The sequence below is a fragment of the Streptomyces sp. NPDC032822 genome (genome assembly GCF_055578825.1).
Map to the genome: position 1 here is coordinate 117,254 of NZ_JBVIOL010000012.1, position 18,727 is coordinate 135,980.

The window sequence follows — 18,727 nt, forward strand, 5'->3', positions numbered from 1 at the left end:
GATGGCTCCGCAGAACACGATGATGGACTCGTGTCCCGGATCAGGGATTGACCACGGTCATCCACATGGATTCGTCGCGGCGTTGCATTGCGTCGACGGCCCCCAACGCGTCGGTGAGCGGGAACCGATGGGTGATGAGCTCATCAGCGGTGAGGACGCCCGTCTCCAGCAGGCGCAGAACTTCCAGCGCGTCGTTGCGGGTACAGGCGCGGGTACCGATGAACCGCCACATGTTCATCATGAGCGCCAGCGGTGACTGCGGCAGCGGAGTGCTGTTGCCTCCCATGTGAACCAGCGCACCGCCGGTCGCGAGCCCGGTCATGGCCTGACCGGTGACCGGCCCGTCGGGGACGTAGTCGAGGATCGCGTGCGCTCCCCCGGGGGCCAGTTCGCGCAGCCGGCCGCCGAGAGCGTTGCTGGTCGCCCAGTCGTCGGGGAGTTCGTCCAAGGCGACGATGGCGGTCGGGATGCCGCCGGACAGCCCCGCGACGGTCTTGAGCCGGTCGCTGTGGCGGCCGACGAGGATGAGTTCGGCGACTCCGAAGTGTTTCGCGAGCTTGACCGTCGCGGTGCCCATGGCACCGGTCGCGGCACTGACGACGACGGTGGAACCCATCGGCAGCTCTGCCCACTTGAACGCGCGTACGGCGTTGGCGAGGGTGTGCGCCTTGGCCGCTACGTCGAAGCTGACGGATTCCGGCAGCGGGTCCACCAGCCAGTACGGGAGGCGCATGTATTCCGCGAGCGCCCCGTTGTGGTACTCGTCGTAGAGCGGCATCGCGGAGTCGTTGAAGGCGGCGTAGCCCATGATGGACTGCTGCGGGCACATCATGTCGCGGTCGGTACGGCAGTGGATGCAGGAACGGCAGTTCAGGAAGGGGTGGACCCGGACCCGGTCGCCGACGCGGACTCCGGTGACGTCGCTGCCGACGACGGCGACGGTGCCCGCGGCCTCGAAGCCGAGGGTGGTGGGCAGATGCTTGAACCCGCCCCTTCTGAGCAGGTGCATGAGGCCCGGGGCCAGGCCGGCGGATGCGACCCGTACGAGAACGTCGATCGGGCCCGGCTCGGGGACGGGTATGTCCTCCAGTACGAGAGTGCTGGCGTCGCGCTGGGCGCGCAGGGCGAGCATCGTGGTCATGCGTGGACCTCCACGTCGAGGGCCGCGAGCCGTTCGGGTGAGTACTGGTCGGCGGTACGAGCGGTGTCGGCAACCTGCGGAAGCTCGCCGCGCGAGAGCAGGCTGACGTAGTCGCCGGGCTCGGTTGTGACGTCGGCGTGGGAGATGCCGAGCGGGATGCGCACGAAGTCGCCCGGTTTGAGGTCGACGATGCCGTGCTGGGTGATCAGGGTGCGGTGACCGCCCGCCTGGTACTGGATCTCGTCGGCGTCGAGGGTGCGGCGGTAGCGGCGCTCACCACCGGGCACGGTGGTGACGAGCCCGAGGCGGATGCGGTCGGTGCCGTACATCCAGGTGGTGTCGCGGTCGGGGTCGGCACGCAGGACCTGTATCCGGCGGTCGTCGCCGTGGACATGGTCGAGCAGCTGCTGTTCGTCGACCGGGAAGAGGACGACGTCGCCGCCGGGCGCCCCCAGGTTCCAGGAGACGGCCTCGTTGGCCTCACCGGGGTGCCAGCCGGGAAACGGCGGGAACATGGCCCGGGACTCGCGGTGGGCCGATACCAGTTCGGTGACCGGCGCCGGGATGTAGAACAGCAGGTGGCTTTCGCCTCGGCTGCGGTTGTCGTGGGCCACGCCTTGGGGGATGCGGGAGAATTCGCCGGGCCGGTTGTGCTCGACCGAGCCGAGTTCGGTCATCAGGGTGCGCTCGCCGGCAATCTGGTAGGAGATCTCGTCGACGTCGCAGTTGCGGTGGTAGAACGGCTGCCGGCCGTCCAGTTTCTGCCACTCGACGCGGATCTCGTCGTTCTCGTAGACACCGCGCGGCGGGGCGAAGGCCTCTTCCTGGAACTCCTGCGGGTAGTGCACCACGGTCAGTTCAGGTCGCTCACCCGCAAGCTTGATGGGCACCTTGGGCGGATGCGGTGGCGACAGCAGCAGATGTTCGTCACGGACGACGCTCTGCAGCGGCCGGTCCGATGCCATGACCATGAGGTCCTCGTTGACGCTCACGGCAACCTCCTCGTTCTGGGTGGCGTCGCGTAATGCGGCTCAGGTTGTCGGCCGATCCCACTGCCCGGAACTCAGCAGGATCGGAGAGGGGGCTGCGCTCGAAGGAAGGGGTCGATTCCCGGCTTCGTATCCGTGCGCAGCCATGTCGGCATGAGGGGTGCCTGCCGGCGCTGCTACTTCTTTCGGCCCCAGAACATCTCAATTCCGCGCCATTCCAGCAGCTGCGGGCTGTCGACCGTGTCCCCGAACGCGTCGCGGACCTCCTCGCCGGACCAGTAGGGAATGTTCTCCACGCCCACATGCTGAAACAGCTTGTCGTACCACTGCCGCAGGTGAACGTCGGAGTTGATGCGCGCGTCGAACGCCGGCCCCTTCAGGACCGATTCGGCCAGCACGATGCGGCGGCCCGGCTTCATCACGCGCAGCAGGTCCCTGGCCGCCTCCGCCCAGTCGTCGCAGTGCTGGGTCGCCTGGAGCACCGCGACGACGTCGTACTCCTCGTCGGCCTTGGAGTCGGCGTAGTCCCAGCGCCAGCAGCCGGTCTGGCCGTTGCGTCCGGGGAGCCGGCCCAGGACCGCCTTCCGCCCGTCGTGGATGATCTCCACCTCGTCCACGGCGCCGTCCGGACCCACGATCTTCCGCATGTCCTCGAGCCATCCCGCGGGGGCGATGCCCTCACCGATGAGCAGGACCTTGTCTCCGGCGCGGAGTTCGAGGAGGCCGTAGACGATTTCGGAGATCGGCCGGGCCAGCTCCCTCCAGATGTACGGCAGCCCGCCGGCCACCGACAGGGCCATCTCCCATTTGTGGCGCAGGGCGAGGTCGTGGACGTCCTTCCCCAGAAGCTCCTCGTCCCACGGCTGGATGTGGTCCCACGGGTTTCCGCCGCCGAAACCGCTCTTGACTTCGCTGCTCACCTGAATGCCTCCCACGACTGGGCTGTCGCACGTGCGACAGCCGCCGGAATCGACTTTTCCTGGCTTCGAGGACGCCGCGGCTTCGGCGTCTTCAGGTTGGCCTCTGCGCGTCAGGCGCAGGTGTTCGCGAGGGTGCCGATGCCCTCGATCTCGATCCGGACCTCGTCACCCGACCGGAGGAACAGGCCCCGTTTGTGGCCGACCCCGGAGGGAGTTCCGGTGGCGATCACGTCGCCGGGTTCGAGCGTCGTCTGCCGCGACAGGTAGGAGACCAGCGCGGGAACCGGGTGAATGAGCTGGGAGGTACGCGCGTCCTGGCGGAGCTCGCCATTGACCCAGGTGCGCAGGTGCAGGTCGTCGGGATCCGCGAACTCGTCGAGCGTGGCCAGGGCGGGGCCCATCGGGGTGAAGGTGTCGAAGCTCTTGGCCGCGGTGACGTCGGCGGCCCGGCCGGGAACGCGTCCCTTCTGGACATCACGCGCGCTGACGTCGTTGCAGATCGTGAAGCCGGCGACGAACGAGTAGGCGTCCGTCACCGGCACGTCGGTGGCGCGCCTGCCGATGACGACCGCGAGTTCGCCTTCGTAGTCCACGTCGTCCGGGGCCACCTTCGGGAAGCGGATCTGCTCTCCCGTGCCGATCACCGAGGACGGAGCCTTCAGGAAGATCACCGGATCCTCGACCGTGCCGGTGTACCCCACCTCGGTACGGTGACCGGCGTAGGCGTAACCCACCGCCCAGATCTTGGAGGGCCTGGGGACGGGGGCGATGAACTGGGCCTGGGCCACGGGCACCCGGTCACGGACGGCGGCCGTGGCGAGGGACGCGATATCGAGGCCCGCTTGCAGGGCCGCACCGAGGTCCGCCGCGTCGAGGTCGAGGAGGGCGACGGTTTCGCCGTCGGCCTCCAGCCTGCCGATCCCCTTGACCGTGCTGACGAGTCTGGTCACAGGGCCACCGCCTGGTTGTCGAGGCGCAGCAGTTCCTCCTTGGGGTCACCGGCACGGTAGCGGGCCACGAATCGATCCGCGGCGAGTTCCAGGCCGGACGGGTTCGCCGCGAAGACGGGTCCGGACATGAAGGCCTCCTCCTCTTCGGTGGTGGCGAAGTTGGCGCAGGAGAACTCGACGATGTTCCCGTCCGGGTCGCGGTAGTAGAAGCTGGTGGCCTGGCCGTGGTTGGCGGCACGGTGCGGGTGGGCATCTATGGACGCCATGTGCTCGAACTGGGCGACCAGTTCGCCCAGCGAGCCGACACCGAACTGGAAGTGGTGCAGCCCCGGCCCGGAGGCATCGGCCCCGATCAGGCTGTCGATGGCGAACAGTGCGAGGACCTGGCTGTACGGGGAGTCATGCACACGGAAGAAGCCCAGTCGGACGTCGACCGCCCGCTCGGGCATCCCCGCGGGACGCGGCGGGGCATCGGGGTCAGGGGTCCGCTCGTAGAACGGGCCGTGTCCCAGTACGTGTGTGTAGAAGGCGGCCATGTCGTCGTATCGGCCGGTCTTGAGCACGAGTTCGGCTATCTGCAGTGCCACTGCTCGGGTCCCGGTGGCCGCGGGGGCGGCCGTGCTCTGCGGAGTCGTCGTCATCTTGGGGGCCTCCTTGCCCGTCAGACGGTGGGGTGCAACGGGCTTGAGATGCGGTGCGTGATCCGCCACTGGCCGCCGAAGTGGCGAAACCGGTGAACGGTGTTGAGGACGCGGTCCAGGAGGTAGGCGCCGTCGGGCTGCCGGACGTGCAGCAGAACCGTGGTCTGCAACTCGACCCGCTTGTCGTCGCTTCCGTCGTCCTGAACGGTGACGACCTCGTTGGCGAGCACGTGGACGGTCTGCCGTCCGCTGTTGGCCTCTCGTGCCTTGAGGAAGCCGAATATCTCGTCCCGCCCGCGGAAGACCCGGCCGTGCGCCTCGAACTCGGCGTCTTCGGCGAACGCACCGATCCCGGCGGTGGCCCGGCCGCTGTCGATGTCGCGGTGGTAGCTGACGACCAGGGCGCGACAGCGGCCCACAGCATCGCTTCGATCAGCTGGAGAGACCACGACGTTTCTCCCGTCTCTTGAACCGGGGTCAAACGTAGCATCGCATCCACCAGGTTCATAGGTGCTTGTTTTTTGGGCTCTTTCACAGAGCGGCCTAAGCGTGCGACTCTGACTCGCGTTCAAGAGTTTGGGTCGCACCTGATCCAAACCGTGTTCAGGAAGGCAGGTCCCCTGTGTCTGACCGCAACGAAAGAGCCGGATCTCGGCGTGTCCTGGTCGTGGGAGCCGGCCCCGTGGGACTCTCGCTCGCGATCGAGCTGGGGTGGCGCGGTGTGCCGGTCACCGTGATCGATCAAGGCGACGGCCGCGTGCCCTTCCCGGCGGGCGAGGCGATCTTCTCCCGCACCATGGAACATCTTCGACGCTGGGGTTGTGCGGAAGAGGCACGTGTGAGGTCGGCACCGCCCACGAACTATCCGCACCGCACGGTGTTCGCCACGTCAGTGACGGGACACGTCCTCGCCGAGTTCGACTACGGGGTCACGAACCGATCGCAGGGGGTGTACGGCCCGGTGACGCCGGAGGGCCCCGCGTTCCTCTCGAAGTTCTCTCTCCTGCCGTTGCTCGAACGGGTCGCGCGAGGCCTGCCCTCGGTCGACATCAGGTTCACCACGCGCCTGGAGACGTTCGAGCAGGACTCCGACGGTGTCCTCGCCGTGGTACGTGACCTGGACAGCGGGGCCTGCGAGACACTGGCCGGCGACTACCTGGTGGCCTGTGACGGTGGCCGCAGCGGTGTCCGGCGGGCGCTGGGCATCGAGTTCGAGGGCATGTTCGCGCAGGGCCAGAACTTCGCGGTGCACTTTCGCGCACCGCAACTGTCGGCCCTGATCCGGCAGCGGCTGGGCGGCCCGGCCGTGCAGATCCACACGATGGCGTCGGCACGCAGGCCCTACGTCACCGTGGTCAACGGCGTGGACGAGTGGCGGCTCTCGGTCTACCTGGACGAAGAGCCGGAACCCGGGGACGCGGTCGCCTGGGTGCATGAAGCCGTCGGTGAGCCCATCGACGTGGAGATACTCGCCGCCCAGCCCTGGAGCGGGCACTGCGTCGTGGCCCGCGACTACCGTGCGGGACGCGTCTTCCTCGCAGGTGACGCGGCGCACCTGTTGTGGCCCAAGGGCGGCTTTGGTGCCAACACCGGCATCGGCGACGCCGTCGACCTCGGCTGGAAGCTCGCCGCGGTCCTCCAGGGGTGGGGAGGCCCCGCGCTGCTCGACAGCTACGAGCAGGAGCGGCGGCCGATCGCCGTCCGCAACGTCACGGAGGCATCGGCCAACTGGAAGTCCGACTCCCGGCTCACACCCGATCCCGCGCTCGGCCGCGCGGACGCGGAGGGCGACCGGGCCCGCAGCGAGATGGGCGAGATGATCCGCCGCTCCAGGGGCAGGGAGTTCCGCTGCATGGGCGTCCAGCTCGGCTACCGCTACAGCGGCTCCCCGATCTGCGTACCGGACGGCACTCCTGAGCCGCCCGACGAGCCGGACGAGTACGTGCCGTCGACCTGGCCCGGCTGCCGCGCACCGCACGCCTGGCTGCCCGACGGCAGCTCGGTGCTCGACCACTTCGGCAGCGGGTTCGTCCTCTTGGTCTCGGGGTCGGCGGACCCGTCCGCGCTGGTGGAAGCCGCGCACCGGCGTGGCGTGCCCTTGACGGTGCTGCGCCTCACCGATCCGGCCGCGGCGAGGCTCTACCAGCGGCCGCTGGTGCTGGTGCGCCCCGACGGGCACGTCGGATGGCGGGGCGAGCGGCCTCCGGCCGACCCCGCAGCGGTGCTCGACCGGCTGCGCGGAGCGGAGGCCGGGAATCGGGCGGCGGGTTCGGTCACGGTGACGCAGGCGGTCGCTTCGAACGTCGGTACTCGCGGGCTCTGACCCACCGCGATCAGCGGTCACGCCCTCTTGACCGGTGCCCGCCCGGCCAGGACGGACTCCATCAGGAAACGGATCATCTCGTGTGCCGGCCTGTTCCGGTCGTTGGGCACGTTCGCGCCTTCGAACACGGCGACCGCGACATCGCGGAGGAGCGCGGCATCGATGTCGGGGTCGCCGTCGAGGCCGCGCTCGACCATGAGCTCGTCGACCAGCCCGACGATCCAGTCCAGGAAGGTGTTGTGGGCGGCACGTACCGTCTCGGAATGCGGCAGCCTGTCGTGCATGGCCTGGTGCAAGGTCCTGTACAAACGCATGTCGGACAGTCCGCGCACCAGCCGGCTCAGCGGGTCGGCGCCCGCCTGCTCCGCGCCGAGGATGCGGATCTCGCGGCTGAGCATCCGGTCCATCACCGCCGCGAAGATGTCGTCCTTCGAGTTGAAGTACCAGTAGACGTTGCCCCTGGCCACACCGGCGGCGGCACTGATGTCCGCCATCGTGGTCTTGTCGTAGCCCTTGGCGAGAAAGAGCTCCGTAGCCGCGGCGAGCAGATCACCCGCCCGCTCCTCACGGGGAATCTGTTGGCGGTTCCGCGGCATCCCGGGCTCCTCTGATGTGTTCAGCTCGTCTCAACTGAGTGTAGACAGCGAGCTGAACCGGCCCGACGCCGACGAAGGGATCCTGCCGAGAGACTGTGCGCGATGCCTGTACGGCGTGGACATGGCTGTGTCCCCTGCCTTCGGACAGGGGACACAGCTGCCTCGGTTTGCCGATCGAGGCTTCGACGACCGTCAACGGTCGCCGGCCGGTGGCACGGGTCCGGTCGGGCTACGGCACCAGGACGATCTTTCCGCTGGTGTGGCCGGTCATGATCTGGCGATGGGCTGCGGCGGCTTCGCGCAACGGGCGGCTCTCGGCGATCAGGACGCGTAGCTGCCCCGCCTCCACGGCCTCGGTGAGCTGCAGGCGGGCGGCGTCACGGATCTCCGTGCCCGGATCCGCGCCGGGCCCGCCCCCGAGGAGCTTGATGCCGGCCTGGGCTCCGCGCGCGAACCCCGCGATGGTGGCGATGCGGGAACGGACGGCCACCAGTTCCACGGAGACGTCCACCGCTTCGTCGGTGCCCACGAGGTCGGCCGCCGCGTGAACGCCCTCCGGCATGGCCGCGCGTACCCGGTCCCCCAGACCGGGCCCGTACGCGATCGGGACGGCTCCCAGCTCGCGCAGCAGGTCGTGCCGGGCCGGGCTCGCCGTCGCCAGGACGGTGGCGCCTCGCGCGACCGCCAGCTGCACTGCCGTCAGGCCGACTCCTCCGGCCGCGCCGTGGAGCAGTACCGTCTCGTCCTTTTGGAGGCCGATCGCCTCAAGCACGTGCACGGCGGTGACGCCGGCCGCCATCAGGCCGCCGGCCTGCTCCCACGACAGACGGGCGGGCTTCGGCACCACCGACGCAGCAGGGACGACCAGTTCGGCGGCATACGCGCCGGGCGCCCGATACACGATCACCTCGTCGCCGACCTCGACCGGACCCGCGGGGCCGGTCGCATCGGTGCCCACCGCGGTCACCACACCCGCCGCCTCGACACCCAGCCGCATCGGCAGATTCGCCGAATCGGTCCCGAAGGCGCCGCTGTACATCTTCTGATCAAAGGGGTTGACGCCGGCGGCACGGACTGCGACGCGAACCTGACCTGACCCGGGATCCGGGACGGCGACATCGATCACCGACAGAACCTCGGGACCGCCGTATGCGCTCGCTACCACTGCTTCGCTCATGTCACAGGCCAACTCTGTTCAGGAGGGGCGCATTCCGCCCGCTCGTACTGGCATCCATTTGTCTATGGCGCACAGAGGCATGGTGTGCGCTGGGTCATCGGTGCTTGACACCTACCTGGCCCGGGCCAACGGGCGAGCGTCGGTTCGATGAGGGGCGTAGGACTCAAGCGAGTGCCATGGCCAACAGCCTGGGAATCACGCCATGCAGGGCCGACGCGAAGTCCCCACTGATTACAAGCTACCTTACTGTTCCGGCGACCGATTCTCTTTGTGCGGCCGGCCGCGATCAGCGGGTATCCGATCCCAGTGCAGTTGCCGGGCACCGTCCGCGCTCAGCGCTGGCACCGCCGACTACTGCGCCGCCACGGGGCCGACTTGATCACCCGATGCCTTCACTCTGCCCGGGAGTTCTGGCAGACGCTTGCCGCCCGCCACTTCGCCCATCGCCACGGCGCATTCCACGGCATCATCCGCAAGCAGGCCGGCGCGCGAACCGGTTGGGGACCGAGGCTTTACGCGATGGCACATCCCGGCATGGTCGCCGCCGTGTCCCTCACGGTGATGCCCTCCTGGCGCTCGATCGTGGCCGAGCGTGGTCACCCCATGACATCGGTCGAGTCTTCGCGGAGCTCCAACGCCGCCTGCCCGTCGGCACTCCTCCCCTGGCCGGTCCCGCCGTCGTCGGCCTCGGTCAGGAGTGCGCCACGGTAATACGCCGCATCGACCGCTACGCGGAAGACTCGTCAGCTCCCCGATAGTTGACCTTCACCTTGGGTGAAGCCACAGCATCGGTGGGGCCGGGCGATGTGCTCGGCATGAGGAGGAGAGCGGGCATGGGGTTGCTGACCATCGGGACATTCGCGAAGGCGTCCCGCCTGTCGCCGAAGGCACTGCGTCTCTATGACGAACTCGGACTGCTGACCCCCGCTCGCGTCGACCCGGCGAGCGGCTATCGCCTCTACGCACCGGAACAACTGGATCAGGCCCGGCTCGTCGCCTGGCTCCGGCGCCTGGGGATGCCCCTGGCCCACATCCAGCACGTCTGCACGCTGGATGCAGCCGCGGCAGCCCAGGAGGTCCGCGCGTTCTGGGTCCAGGTCGAGGCCGACACCGCCGCGCGGCGGGACCTCGCTTCCTTCCTCATCGACCATCTGTCCTGGAAGGACCCCGCCATGTCTCCCACCACCAAGCCCCTGGGAATCCGTTACGCCGCCCTTTCCGACACGGGCCTTGTCCGCGAGAGCAATCAGGACACCGCCTATGCAGGGTCCCGCCTGCTCGCCGTCGCCGACGGCTTCGGCAGCGCAGGAGCACCAGCCAGCGCGGCCGCCGTCGAGGCGCTCAGGCGCCTCGAAACCGACAGCATCCCGGCGGGCCACCTCCTCAACGTCCTCGAAGACGCCGTCGAGCACGCCAAACAGGCCGTGCACGGTGTCGCCGGGACCGGCTCTTCACCCGAAGAGGCCGGCACGACACTCACCGCGATGCTCTGGACCGGATCGCAACTGGCCCTTGTCCACATCGGCGACTCCCGCGTCTACCTCCTGCGCGACGGAGAGCTGTTCCAGATCACGCAGGACCACACCATGGTGCAGTCGATGGTCGACGAAGGACGCCTCACCTCGGAGGAAGCCGCCTCCCATCCGCAGCGGTCGCTGTTGCTACGAGCCCTGGGCCAAGGAGCCGATGGCAGCCCCGACATGCGCCTTCACGACGCTCAGCAGGGGGACCGATATCTGCTCTGCTCCGACGGTCTGTCGACCGTCGTGCCAACCGACGAGATCCGACGGGTGCTCTCCGAGATCAGGGAGCCCGAGCAGGCTGTCCGGGAACTCATCGCCCTCGCCAACGGCTCCGGCGGCCCCGACAACGTCAGCTGCGTGGTCGCCGACGTCATGGAGCTCCAGCAGTAGGAGCGAGCGGCATGCACTTCGAGTTGCACCAGATCCGCTGGCAGGAACTCCTCCGTGAAGCCGACGAGTACCGGCTCGCCCAACAAGCCAGGAGGGTCGAGGCGACACCCCGACCGAACTCGTCCGCCGGGGAACCGTCTCCGAGGACCTCGTCGACCGGGCCGTACGACGCGTGCTGCGCCAGAAGACCGAACTGGGGCTGCTGGACGCCGACTTCGACCCGGACGTCCCCGCCCAGGGTCCTGTCGACCTGGACCCGCCGGCGCACCGGGCCATCGCCCGCGAACTGGCCGAGCAGAGCATCGTGCTGCTCGACAACCGGGACGGACACCTGCCCCTGGCTCCGGACACCGGATCCATCGCGCTCATCGGCCCGTGCGCCGACGACGCCAACGCCTTCTTCGGCTGCTACTCCTTCCCCAACCACGTACTGCCCCACCACCCCGGCCACGACAACGGCATCGAGGCCCGCACCCTGCTGGACTCGCTGGCGAGGGAGCTGCCCGGCACCCGTATCGCGTACGAACAGGGGTGCCCCGTCAAGGACATCGACCGCGGCAGGTTCGACGCGGCGGTGGAGGCGGCCCGGCAGGCGGACGTCTGCATCGCCGTGGTCGGCGACCGGGCCGCCCTCTTCGGCCTCGGCACCTCCGGCGAGGGCTGCGACGCGGAGGACCTCTCCCTGCCCGGCGTCCAGGACGAACTCCTGGAGGCCCTGCTCGCCACCGGCACCCCGGTCGTCCTGCTCGTCGTCTCCGGCCGCCCGTACGCGCTCGGCGCCTACGCCGACCGCGCGGCCGCCGCCGTCCAGGCCTTCTTCCCCGGCGAGGAGGGCGGCCCCGCCCTCACCGGAGTGCTCTCCGGGCGGATCAACCCGTCGGGCAAGCTGCCGGTGCAGATCCCGCGAACGGCAGGCGGCCAGCCCGGCACCTACCTGCACGCCCCGCTCGGCGGCAACACCCAGGGCGTGAGCAACCTCGACCCGACCCCGGCCCACCCCTTCGGGCACGGACTGTCCTACACGACGTTCGCCTACGACAGGTTCGAACTGAGCGCCGAGGAGATGCCCACCGACGGCGAGGTCGAGGTCAGCTGCCTGGTCCGCAACACCGGCGACCTCCCCGGCTCCGAAGTCGTCCAGCTCTACACCGCCGACCCGATAGCCCAACTCCCCCGGCCAGTCACCCAGTTGACCGGCTTCGCCCGAGTCCTTCTCGCCCCCGGCGAGCAGCGCAGGGTCACCTTCCGTCCGCACACCGACCGCCTCGCCTACACCGGACCCGACCTGCACCGCATTGTTGAACCCGGTGAGATCACTGTCATGCTCGGCACCTCCAGCACCGACATCCGGCTCGCCTGCACGGTCCACCTCACCGGTCCGATCCGCCGCGTCGGACACGCGAGGGTTCTGCACACTCCGACGCGTATCGGCTGAGCCGTCGGTGTCCGCCTCCGGCCGCCGCGACCGCCTGCGACCTGGGATCGCGCCCCATGTCCTGGGCGGCCGGCGCATCAATTTTGAACGGAGCGCTCCGCTCCGATAGGTTGGATGTAATACGCATCGTTCCGGCGGACACGGAGGACACATGAACGCGACCCCCAGGCCGACGGCCCTGGTGACCGGTGGCGGCCGGGGAATAGGCGCGGCCACCTCACGGGAGCTCGCGGCTCGTGGCTACCGAGTCACAGTCAACTACTTCTCGGACCGTCAATCGGCCGAGCAGGTGGTCAAGGACATCGAAACCGGCGGCGGCGAGGCCTTCAGCAAGCAGGGCGACGTGCGCGACCCCGCGCAGGCGGTGGAGCTGCTGCGGCGTACCGCGGTCGAGGGGCGTCTCGACGTCCTGGTCTGCAACGCCGCCCCCCACTTCACCCCCACACCGATCCAGACTCTCCCCTGGGAGGACTTCCATACGAAGCTGACGGACGAGCTGGCCTCCGTCTACACCCTCACCCAGCAGGCGCTGGCGATCATGGGCGCCCAGGGACAGGGTCGGATCGTGTACGTCTCCAGCGCCTTGGCCGACGGTCCGTCCGCCCCGGGCCAGGCCGCCCATGGCACCGCCAAGGCGGCCCTGAGCACCTTCGCCCGGTTCGTCGCCCACGAGGCCGGCCCGCTCGGCATCAACGTCAACGTCGTGGCACCGGGCTTCGTCCGCACCGAGGGCAGCGCCCGGCTGGTGCCACAGGAGATGCAACGACGCTTCGCGGAGCACACCCCGCTGGGACGGGTCGCGGAACCTGAGGACGTGGCCCGGGCGATCGCGATGCTGGCCGGCGAGGGGGCCGGCTTCGTCACCGGCTCGGTTCTCACCGTCGACGGTGGGGCCGGAGTGGCTCGCATGTAGGGGAGAATACGTGGCCATGGGTGACACGCACACGGGTACGCCACGCGGCCGTCGGCGAGAGGCGGACCGCAACGACGCCCGCCTCATGCAGGCCGCGCGCGAGGTCTTCGCCGAGCGCGGCTGGGACGCCCCCGTCTCGGAGATCGCCCGCCGAGCCGGAATCGGCATGGGCAGTCTGTACCGCCGCTACCCCAGCAAGGAACTGCTGGCCCAGCGGATGCGGATCGTGGGGATGGAACAGCTCGTCACCCAGGCCCGTACGGCTCTCGCCGAGGAGCCCGACCCCTGGTCGGCCTTCGCCCGCTTCCTGGGGGACGCCTTGTCGGCCCAGGGGGCGGGCGGTCCGCTCCTCCCCCTGGTCGGCGGCCGGCTGCCGACCACGGATGAGGTCGCGGCCGCCGCCGCCCGGCTCCAGACCGTCCTCGACGACCTGGTGGGAGGCGCACACCGGGCAGGGGTGCTGCGCGCCGACTTCGCCTCCGCGGACATCCCGCTACTGCTCGAACACCTCAGCGCACGGATCCCCGTCAACGGTGAACGTGCCGCCGAGTTCCACCTGCGGTACCTCGACCTGGTGCTCGCCGGGTTGCGCACCCCGGCCGCCGACCGACCCACCGGTCTGCGGGGCCCAGCCCCGCGCTGGGCGGAACTCAGCGAGCTGTGGAACGCGCCCGAGGGGTGATCCGAGGGAGCTGACCGGCCCTTCGTGTGCGACCTGTCAGCCTATCCTGCCGAGTTGTCGATCAGCGCCGGATGGTCGTCCGGGGCGACCCTGGGGGCCGAGCCGGCAGAGTGCGCGGTCGGGAGCGCCTTCAGGATGACCGCGGCATTGCCGAATCGCTCGTCCTCGCGAACCAGCTCCACGGCGACCTTGAAACCGGCGTCCGTTCAATGAACACAGCCGTTCCGGCGGCGCAGGACGCCCGTCAGGATCTGTGGTGGCCAGTTCATCGGCATCGACGAGACAGAGGAGTCCATCAATGCCTGCCACCGTGCCGGGTCCACGCATTGCCATCGTCGGAGGTGGCATTGGCGGTCTCGCCGCCGGTGCCTTCCTGCGTCGCGCGGGGTTGACGGCCACCGTCTACGAGCAGGCGTCCGCACTCACCGGGATCGGCGCCGGGCTCGTGATGGCTCCCAATGCCGTACGGCTGCTGCGGCGCCTCGGCGTCATGGACCAGTTCGTCCGCCGGGCCGTGCCACTGGACTGGGGTTGGGAGTTCCGCCGCTGGACGGACGGCAATGTGCTCTCGGTCGAGAGACTGAGCGGTGTCTGTAAACGGCTCTACGGCGAGCGCACCTATGTCCTGCACCGGGCCGACCTGTTGGACTCGCTCAAGGCGGCTGTGCCCAGTGGGTGGGTTCGCCTGGGCGCACGGTGCACGGCGGTCGACGCACGCAAGGACGTCGCACTGCTGCGTTTCGCCGACGGCAGCCAGGTCGAGGCGGACGTCGTCATCGGCGCCGACGGCGTGCACTCGGTCGTCCGCGGCGCGGTGACCGAGCCCTCCCCACCGGCGTACTCCGGCATCTGCGCCTTCCGCACGATCGTGCCCGCCCGAGCCGTGCCCGACTTCGCCCTGCGCCGTGCCCAGACCCTCTGGCTCGGGCCCGGGCGGCACTTTGTCCACTACCCGGTCGCCGGTGGGCAGGCCGTCAACGTCGTCGCGTTCGCCCCGGCCGGGAACTACACCGACGAATCCTGGAGTGCGACGGCCACGATCGAGGAGTTCCATGCCGAGTTCGCCGACTGGGACCCGCGGGTGAGGGACCTGATCACCGCCGGCGGTGTACCCGGACGCTGGGCGATGCTGGACCGGGCGCCACTACGGCGTTGGAGCCGGGGGCGGGTCACCTTGCTCGGTGACGCCGCGCACCCCATGTTCCCGTTCTTCGCCCAGGGCGCGGCCCAGTCCATCGAGGACGCCGCCGTTCTGGCCCGCTGCCTGGGCGCGCATACGAGCGATCCCGAGCAAGGGTTGAAGCAGTACGAGGCTGCGCGGATCGAACGCACCACACGTATGCAGGAGATCAGTCACGCCCGCAGGGAGGTCAACCACCTGCCCGACGGGCCCGAGCAGAAGGCTCGCGACGCCGCACTGGCCGAATCCGACCCGCTGGTGCGCAACGGCTGGATCTACGGCTTCGACGCCGAGGAAGCACCCACCTCATGACCCACACCCCGTAGGCCACCCTGTGCGACGGGTGTTGCGAGCCGCGGGCCCAACTCGGCCCTGCGCGCCTTGAGGAATTCTCCCGGTCCGTTCAGATGCGCGCCGCTGGTCATAACGGCCAGTCTCGCACCGCTCGGTCTGCGCGAGGGGGGTAAGGATTCCTCCCCTGGATAAGCCATTCCCAGAATGGAATTCTCCCCATTGCGGGCTCTCACGAGACTGTCAGCGTCGACCACGCGTATTTCCCTGTGGCAGGCGAACGAGCGGTGGGCCGAGCACGGACCGGGGTGGCTGACATCTCAGGCGAACGTTCACCGCCTTCCGAGTTCAACACGGCGGACGGTCTGCGATGGGGTCCCTCGACACAGTAGAGCTTTGACGCGCCGAGTGCACTCCGTCCCCCTATCAGCAGACGAGGGCTTACCCGGCAGGTGGTACCCAGGGGAAAAATCCTTCCTCCCCACCACCAGTGGACATGCCGAGCTTCGACGGATCAGGATCTGAGGGCCGCCTCACGGCGGACGAGGCCACGAAAGGGGCACGCGCCATGGTCGAAACCGTTTCGTTCAAGAACAAGGCAATAGAGATTGCGGGACATCTCCATCTGCCAGAAAACTTCAGCGAAGACAAGAAATATCCGGCACTCGTCGGAATTCACCCGGCCGGCGGCGTGAAGGAGCAGACCATCGGCCACTACGCCAAGAGGCTCGCTGAGCACGGATTCGTCGCCGTCGTCTACGACTCCTCCTACCAGGGAGCGAGTGGTGGTGAACCCCGCCTCCTGGAAGACCCGACGACCCGGGTGGAAGACGCTCGCTGTGCAGCCGACTTCCTCACCACTCTTCCGTTCGTCGACTCCGAGCGCATGGGGGTCTTCGGCATTTGCGCCGGCGGCGGCTACGCGATCAGCGTGGCCCAGACCGAACGTCGCTTCAAGGCGGTGGCTACGGTCAGCGCAGCTCCGATGGGCGAGGGCTCCAGGGGCTTCCTGGGGCATCTGTCCCCGGTGGCCGAGCAGATCGGCACGCTGGAAATGGTCGCCCAGCAGCGTACGGCGGAAGCAAGGGGCGCACAGCCTCTCTACGCCCCGTTCGTCCCGGAAACGCTGGAGGAGATCAACGAAAGCACGCCGGACCTCCTGCGCGAAGGATACGACTACTACAGGACCCCGCGAGGTCAGCACCCCCATTCGAAGGGTCGCTTCCTGCTGACCAGCATGGACAAGATGTTCGCCTTCTCGGCGTTCGACCAGATCCCGGAACTGCTGACCCAGCCACTGCTCCTCATCGCAGGGAGCAAGGCGGACACAAAGGTGTTCAGCGACCAGGCCTACGAGCTTTCCAAGGGGCCGAAGGAGTTGTTCGTCGTCGACGGCGCGACTCATATCGCACTGTACGACGTGCCTGAGTACGTGGACCAGGCGATCCCCAAGATGGCGGAGTTCTTCGCCATCCTCTAGTGGCCCACAACGCGTCAGTTCCACGCGGGTACGGCACGGGCAACTCTGCAGTACGTTCCCTTCGAACCGGAATCACATACGGGGAGAACGGTAGGCAGGGGAAAAATCCTTACCCCTCACAGCGCGTTCTTCCGATGCAATACTCGGCCACACACCGAACAAAGATTTCCCTAGGAGCCGAAGCGCAATGTCCCGTTCGAACCGCCCCACGATCGCCATCGCCTTTCATTCGGGCTACGGCCACACAGCTGTCGTAGCCGAAGCCGTGGCGCGTGGCGCGGCGGAAGCCGACGCCGAGGTGGTCTCGATCTCCGTCGACACCATCACCGACGAGCAGTGGGCACAGTTGGACGCCGCGGACGCGATCATCTTCGGTTCCCCCACGTACATGGGTACCGCCTCCGCGGCCTTCCACACGTTCGCCCAGGCCAGTACCAAGCGCTGGTACTCCCAGACCTGGGTGGACAAGCTCGCTGCGGGCTTTACCAACTCCGGTGCCAAGAGCGGCGACAAGTCGTCCACCCTGGGCTACTTCACCACCATGGCCGCACAGCACGGCATGCACTGGATCAGCCTGGGTCTGCAGCCGGGCTGGGATTCCACCAAGGGCAGCGAGGACGACATCAACCGCCTGGGCTTCTTCATGGGTGCCGGCGCCCAGAGCCCCACCGACGCCGGTCCGGAAGCGGTCCACACATCGGACATCGCCACCGCGGAGCACCTCGGTGCGCGCGTCGCGCGCCAGGCCGCGGTCTTCCGCGCCGGACGGGCCGCTCTCGCCGCCTGATCACCAAGCTTTCTTTCCGTCTTTGATCCACCACCCCCCGCAAGGAGCAACCATGTCCGACTCCCCGAACGTCGCCCTCATCCGTCGGCTGTACGCATCCGGAATGGCCCCGGATGTCACCAGCGAGGTCATGGCCCCCGACCTCGTGTGGGACATCACCCCGGGCTTCCCGAACAGCGGCGTGTACCACGGCTGGGACAGCGCTGCACGGGACTTCTTCGGCAGGACGATGCCGAACTACGAGTCGTTCGGCGCGGTACCCGAGGAGTTCTACGCGGACGACGAAGGCCACGTCTTCGTGTTCGGTCACTACCACGCCGAGACAAAGACCGGGAACAAGGTCGATGTCCGGTTCATCCACCTGTGGACCGTCCGCGACGGCAAGGCCGTGAGTATGCGGCAGGCCGCCGACAGCCACGTCCTCCAGGAAGCCCTCAAGGGCTGAGTCCCCCACCCTTTACCGTAGGAGTCACCCATGGCGAAGATCCTCTTCGTGATCACCGCGTCCGACCACTGGACGCTGGCCGACGGAACCCGGCAGCCGGCCGGCTTCTGGGCCGAGGAAGCACTCGGTCCGTACCAGGTCTTCAAGGAGGCCGGATACGAGATCGCGGCCGCGACACCCGGCGGTGTGCCGCCCACGGCGGACGCGCTCAGCCTCACCGCGGAGTTCAACGGCGGCGAGGAAGGCGCGCAGCGCATGCGGACCGCCCTGGGCGAGGCGACCGAGCTGGCGCACCCCATGCGCATCGAAGACGTGGTCGTCGACGACTACGTGGCCGTGTTCTACCCCGGCGGCTGGGGCCCGATGGAGGACCTGCCGGACAACGCCGCCTCCGGCAAGCTGCTCACCGACTGGCTCGCCTCGGGCAAGTTGGTGTCCCTGGTGTGTCACGGCCCCGCGGCACTGCTGGCCACCATCGGCCCGGACGGGACGTCCCCGTTCGCCGGCTATCGCCTGACCGGCCTCTCCAACGCCGAGGAGAAGCTCAACGGCCTCGCCGACCGCGCGAAGTGGCTGCTGCAGGACCGCCTCGTGGGCGAACTCGGGGCCGACTACCGCGAGACCGAGCCGTTCACCCCGCACGTGGAGGTGGACCGCACCCTGTACACCGGCCAGAACCCGGGTTCGGCCGTCCCGCTGGCCCAGGAACTGCTCAAGGCACTGAGCTGACAATTCAGCTGCACGCGGAAGTGGACTCGGCGGCCCGGTACGCATTCCGGGCCGCCGAGTCCACGTCCCCGTGTTGTTACGGAACGGAGGGGGGGGTAGGGAACAGTTTTTGTATTTGTCTGGAAAAGACAACAC

18 protein-coding genes are annotated in these 18,727 nt (G+C 68.6%); 10 read left to right on the forward strand and 8 right to left on the reverse strand.

Features of this window, described 5'->3' with window-relative positions:
- Positions 1–40: 40 nt before the first annotated feature.
- The 6 genes from ACZ5VD_RS30460 to ACZ5VD_RS30485 form a co-directional block, all read right to left on the reverse strand.
- Complete coding sequence (locus ACZ5VD_RS30460) at positions 41–1,141, reverse strand: zinc-dependent alcohol dehydrogenase (protein WP_468551640.1); 1,101 nt, start codon at positions 1,139–1,141, stop codon at positions 41–43.
- A complete protein-coding gene (locus tag ACZ5VD_RS30465) occupies positions 1,138–2,133 on the reverse strand; it encodes a hypothetical protein (RefSeq protein ID WP_468683919.1) in 996 nt (331 codons plus the stop codon). The genes ACZ5VD_RS30460 and ACZ5VD_RS30465 overlap by 4 nt, the downstream gene beginning before the upstream one ends.
- A gap of 173 nt (positions 2,134–2,306) precedes the next feature.
- The gene (locus ACZ5VD_RS30470; protein ID WP_468683920.1) at positions 2,307–3,050 is read right to left on the reverse strand and encodes a methyltransferase domain-containing protein; all 744 of its coding nucleotides are present in this window, start codon (positions 3,048–3,050) and stop codon (positions 2,307–2,309) included.
- Positions 3,051–3,160: 110 nt separating this feature from the next.
- Positions 3,161–4,000: a fumarylacetoacetate hydrolase family protein gene (locus ACZ5VD_RS30475; protein WP_468551637.1), complete on the reverse strand. Its 840-nt coding sequence runs from the start codon at positions 3,998–4,000 to the stop codon at positions 3,161–3,163.
- The gene (locus ACZ5VD_RS30480; RefSeq protein ID WP_468683921.1) at positions 3,997–4,641 is read right to left on the reverse strand and encodes a VOC family protein; all 645 of its coding nucleotides are present in this window, start codon (positions 4,639–4,641) and stop codon (positions 3,997–3,999) included. Before ACZ5VD_RS30480 ends, ACZ5VD_RS30475 begins: the two co-directional genes overlap by 4 nt.
- Before the next feature lie 20 nt (positions 4,642–4,661).
- Positions 4,662–5,060 (reverse strand): nuclear transport factor 2 family protein, encoded by a 399-nt coding sequence (locus ACZ5VD_RS30485; RefSeq protein WP_468551635.1) that lies wholly within the window; start codon positions 5,058–5,060, stop codon positions 4,662–4,664.
- A gap of 203 nt (positions 5,061–5,263) precedes the next feature.
- Here ACZ5VD_RS30485 and ACZ5VD_RS30490 point away from each other — a divergent pair, with 203 nt between their 5' ends.
- Positions 5,264–6,964 carry an FAD-dependent monooxygenase gene (locus ACZ5VD_RS30490; RefSeq protein WP_468683923.1) on the forward strand — a complete coding sequence of 567 codons (1,701 nt, stop codon included), beginning with the start codon at positions 5,264–5,266 and terminating at the stop codon, positions 6,962–6,964.
- A gap of 17 nt (positions 6,965–6,981) precedes the next feature.
- Here the strand turns inward: ACZ5VD_RS30490 and ACZ5VD_RS30495 are convergent, their stop codons facing one another.
- Together ACZ5VD_RS30495 and ACZ5VD_RS30500 are read right to left on the reverse strand one after the other, a co-directional pair.
- Positions 6,982–7,560: a TetR/AcrR family transcriptional regulator gene (locus tag ACZ5VD_RS30495; protein WP_468551633.1), complete on the reverse strand. Its 579-nt coding sequence runs from the start codon at positions 7,558–7,560 to the stop codon at positions 6,982–6,984.
- A gap of 229 nt (positions 7,561–7,789) precedes the next feature.
- Complete coding sequence (locus ACZ5VD_RS30500; RefSeq protein ID WP_468683924.1) at positions 7,790–8,737, reverse strand: quinone oxidoreductase family protein; 948 nt, start codon at positions 8,735–8,737, stop codon at positions 7,790–7,792.
- An 833-nt stretch (positions 8,738–9,570) separates the two neighbouring features.
- Here ACZ5VD_RS30500 and ACZ5VD_RS30505 point away from each other — a divergent pair.
- The 9 genes from ACZ5VD_RS30505 (at position 9,571) to ACZ5VD_RS30545 (ending at position 18,592) form a co-directional block, all read left to right on the forward strand.
- On the forward strand, positions 9,571–10,650 hold the full coding sequence (locus tag ACZ5VD_RS30505; protein ID WP_468683926.1) for a protein phosphatase 2C domain-containing protein: 1,080 nt from the start codon (positions 9,571–9,573) through the stop codon (positions 10,648–10,650).
- A 172-nt stretch (positions 10,651–10,822) separates the two neighbouring features.
- Positions 10,823–12,085 carry a glycoside hydrolase family 3 C-terminal domain-containing protein gene (locus tag ACZ5VD_RS30510; RefSeq protein ID WP_468683927.1) on the forward strand — a complete coding sequence of 421 codons (1,263 nt, stop codon included), beginning with the start codon at positions 10,823–10,825 and terminating at the stop codon, positions 12,083–12,085.
- 151 nt (positions 12,086–12,236) lie between these two features.
- Positions 12,237–12,998, forward strand: coding sequence for an SDR family NAD(P)-dependent oxidoreductase (locus ACZ5VD_RS30515; RefSeq protein ID WP_468683929.1), 762 nt, complete (start codon positions 12,237–12,239; stop codon positions 12,996–12,998).
- A 16-nt stretch (positions 12,999–13,014) separates the two neighbouring features.
- Positions 13,015–13,680: a TetR/AcrR family transcriptional regulator gene (locus ACZ5VD_RS30520; protein WP_468683930.1), complete on the forward strand. Its 666-nt coding sequence runs from the start codon at positions 13,015–13,017 to the stop codon at positions 13,678–13,680.
- 298 nt (positions 13,681–13,978) lie between these two features.
- On the forward strand, positions 13,979–15,172 hold the full coding sequence (locus ACZ5VD_RS30525) for an FAD-dependent monooxygenase (RefSeq protein ID WP_468683931.1): 1,194 nt from the start codon (positions 13,979–13,981) through the stop codon (positions 15,170–15,172).
- Between the two features lie 547 nt (positions 15,173–15,719).
- Positions 15,720–16,631, forward strand: coding sequence for an alpha/beta hydrolase (locus ACZ5VD_RS30530; protein ID WP_468551626.1), 912 nt, complete (start codon positions 15,720–15,722; stop codon positions 16,629–16,631).
- 187 nt (positions 16,632–16,818) lie between these two features.
- On the forward strand, positions 16,819–17,418 hold the full coding sequence (locus ACZ5VD_RS30535) for a flavodoxin family protein (protein WP_468551625.1): 600 nt from the start codon (positions 16,819–16,821) through the stop codon (positions 17,416–17,418).
- Positions 17,419–17,470: 52 nt separating this feature from the next.
- Positions 17,471–17,863, forward strand: coding sequence for a nuclear transport factor 2 family protein (locus ACZ5VD_RS30540; RefSeq protein ID WP_468551624.1), 393 nt, complete (start codon positions 17,471–17,473; stop codon positions 17,861–17,863).
- Positions 17,864–17,893: 30 nt separating this feature from the next.
- Positions 17,894–18,592, forward strand: a complete 699-nt coding sequence (locus ACZ5VD_RS30545) for a type 1 glutamine amidotransferase domain-containing protein (RefSeq protein ID WP_468683933.1) — start codon at positions 17,894–17,896, stop codon at positions 18,590–18,592.
- Positions 18,593–18,727: the final 135 nt, after the last annotated feature.

Excerpts from the sequence above, each read along its gene's own strand:
- ACZ5VD_RS30460 (WP_468551640.1), bottom strand. The coding sequence starts at position 1,141 with ATGACCACGATGCTCGCCCTGCGCGCCCAGCGCGACGCCAGCACTCTC.
- ACZ5VD_RS30480 (WP_468683921.1), bottom strand. The coding sequence starts at position 4,641 with ATGACGACGACTCCGCAGAGCACGGCCGCCCCCGCGGCCACCGGGACC.
- ACZ5VD_RS30495 (WP_468551633.1), bottom strand. The coding sequence starts at position 7,560 with ATGCCGCGGAACCGCCAACAGATTCCCCGTGAGGAGCGGGCGGGTGAT.
- ACZ5VD_RS30500 (WP_468683924.1), bottom strand. The coding sequence starts at position 8,737 with ATGAGCGAAGCAGTGGTAGCGAGCGCATACGGCGGTCCCGAGGTTCTG.
- ACZ5VD_RS30505 (WP_468683926.1), top strand. The coding sequence starts at position 9,571 with ATGGGGTTGCTGACCATCGGGACATTCGCGAAGGCGTCCCGCCTGTCG.
- ACZ5VD_RS30515 (WP_468683929.1), top strand. The coding sequence starts at position 12,237 with ATGAACGCGACCCCCAGGCCGACGGCCCTGGTGACCGGTGGCGGCCGG.
- ACZ5VD_RS30520 (WP_468683930.1), top strand. The coding sequence starts at position 13,015 with ATGGGTGACACGCACACGGGTACGCCACGCGGCCGTCGGCGAGAGGCG.
- ACZ5VD_RS30525 (WP_468683931.1), top strand. The coding sequence starts at position 13,979 with ATGCCTGCCACCGTGCCGGGTCCACGCATTGCCATCGTCGGAGGTGGC.
- ACZ5VD_RS30530 (WP_468551626.1), top strand. The coding sequence starts at position 15,720 with ATGGTCGAAACCGTTTCGTTCAAGAACAAGGCAATAGAGATTGCGGGA.
- ACZ5VD_RS30535 (WP_468551625.1), top strand. The coding sequence starts at position 16,819 with ATGTCCCGTTCGAACCGCCCCACGATCGCCATCGCCTTTCATTCGGGC.
- ACZ5VD_RS30540 (WP_468551624.1), top strand. The coding sequence starts at position 17,471 with ATGTCCGACTCCCCGAACGTCGCCCTCATCCGTCGGCTGTACGCATCC.
- ACZ5VD_RS30545 (WP_468683933.1), top strand. The coding sequence starts at position 17,894 with ATGGCGAAGATCCTCTTCGTGATCACCGCGTCCGACCACTGGACGCTG.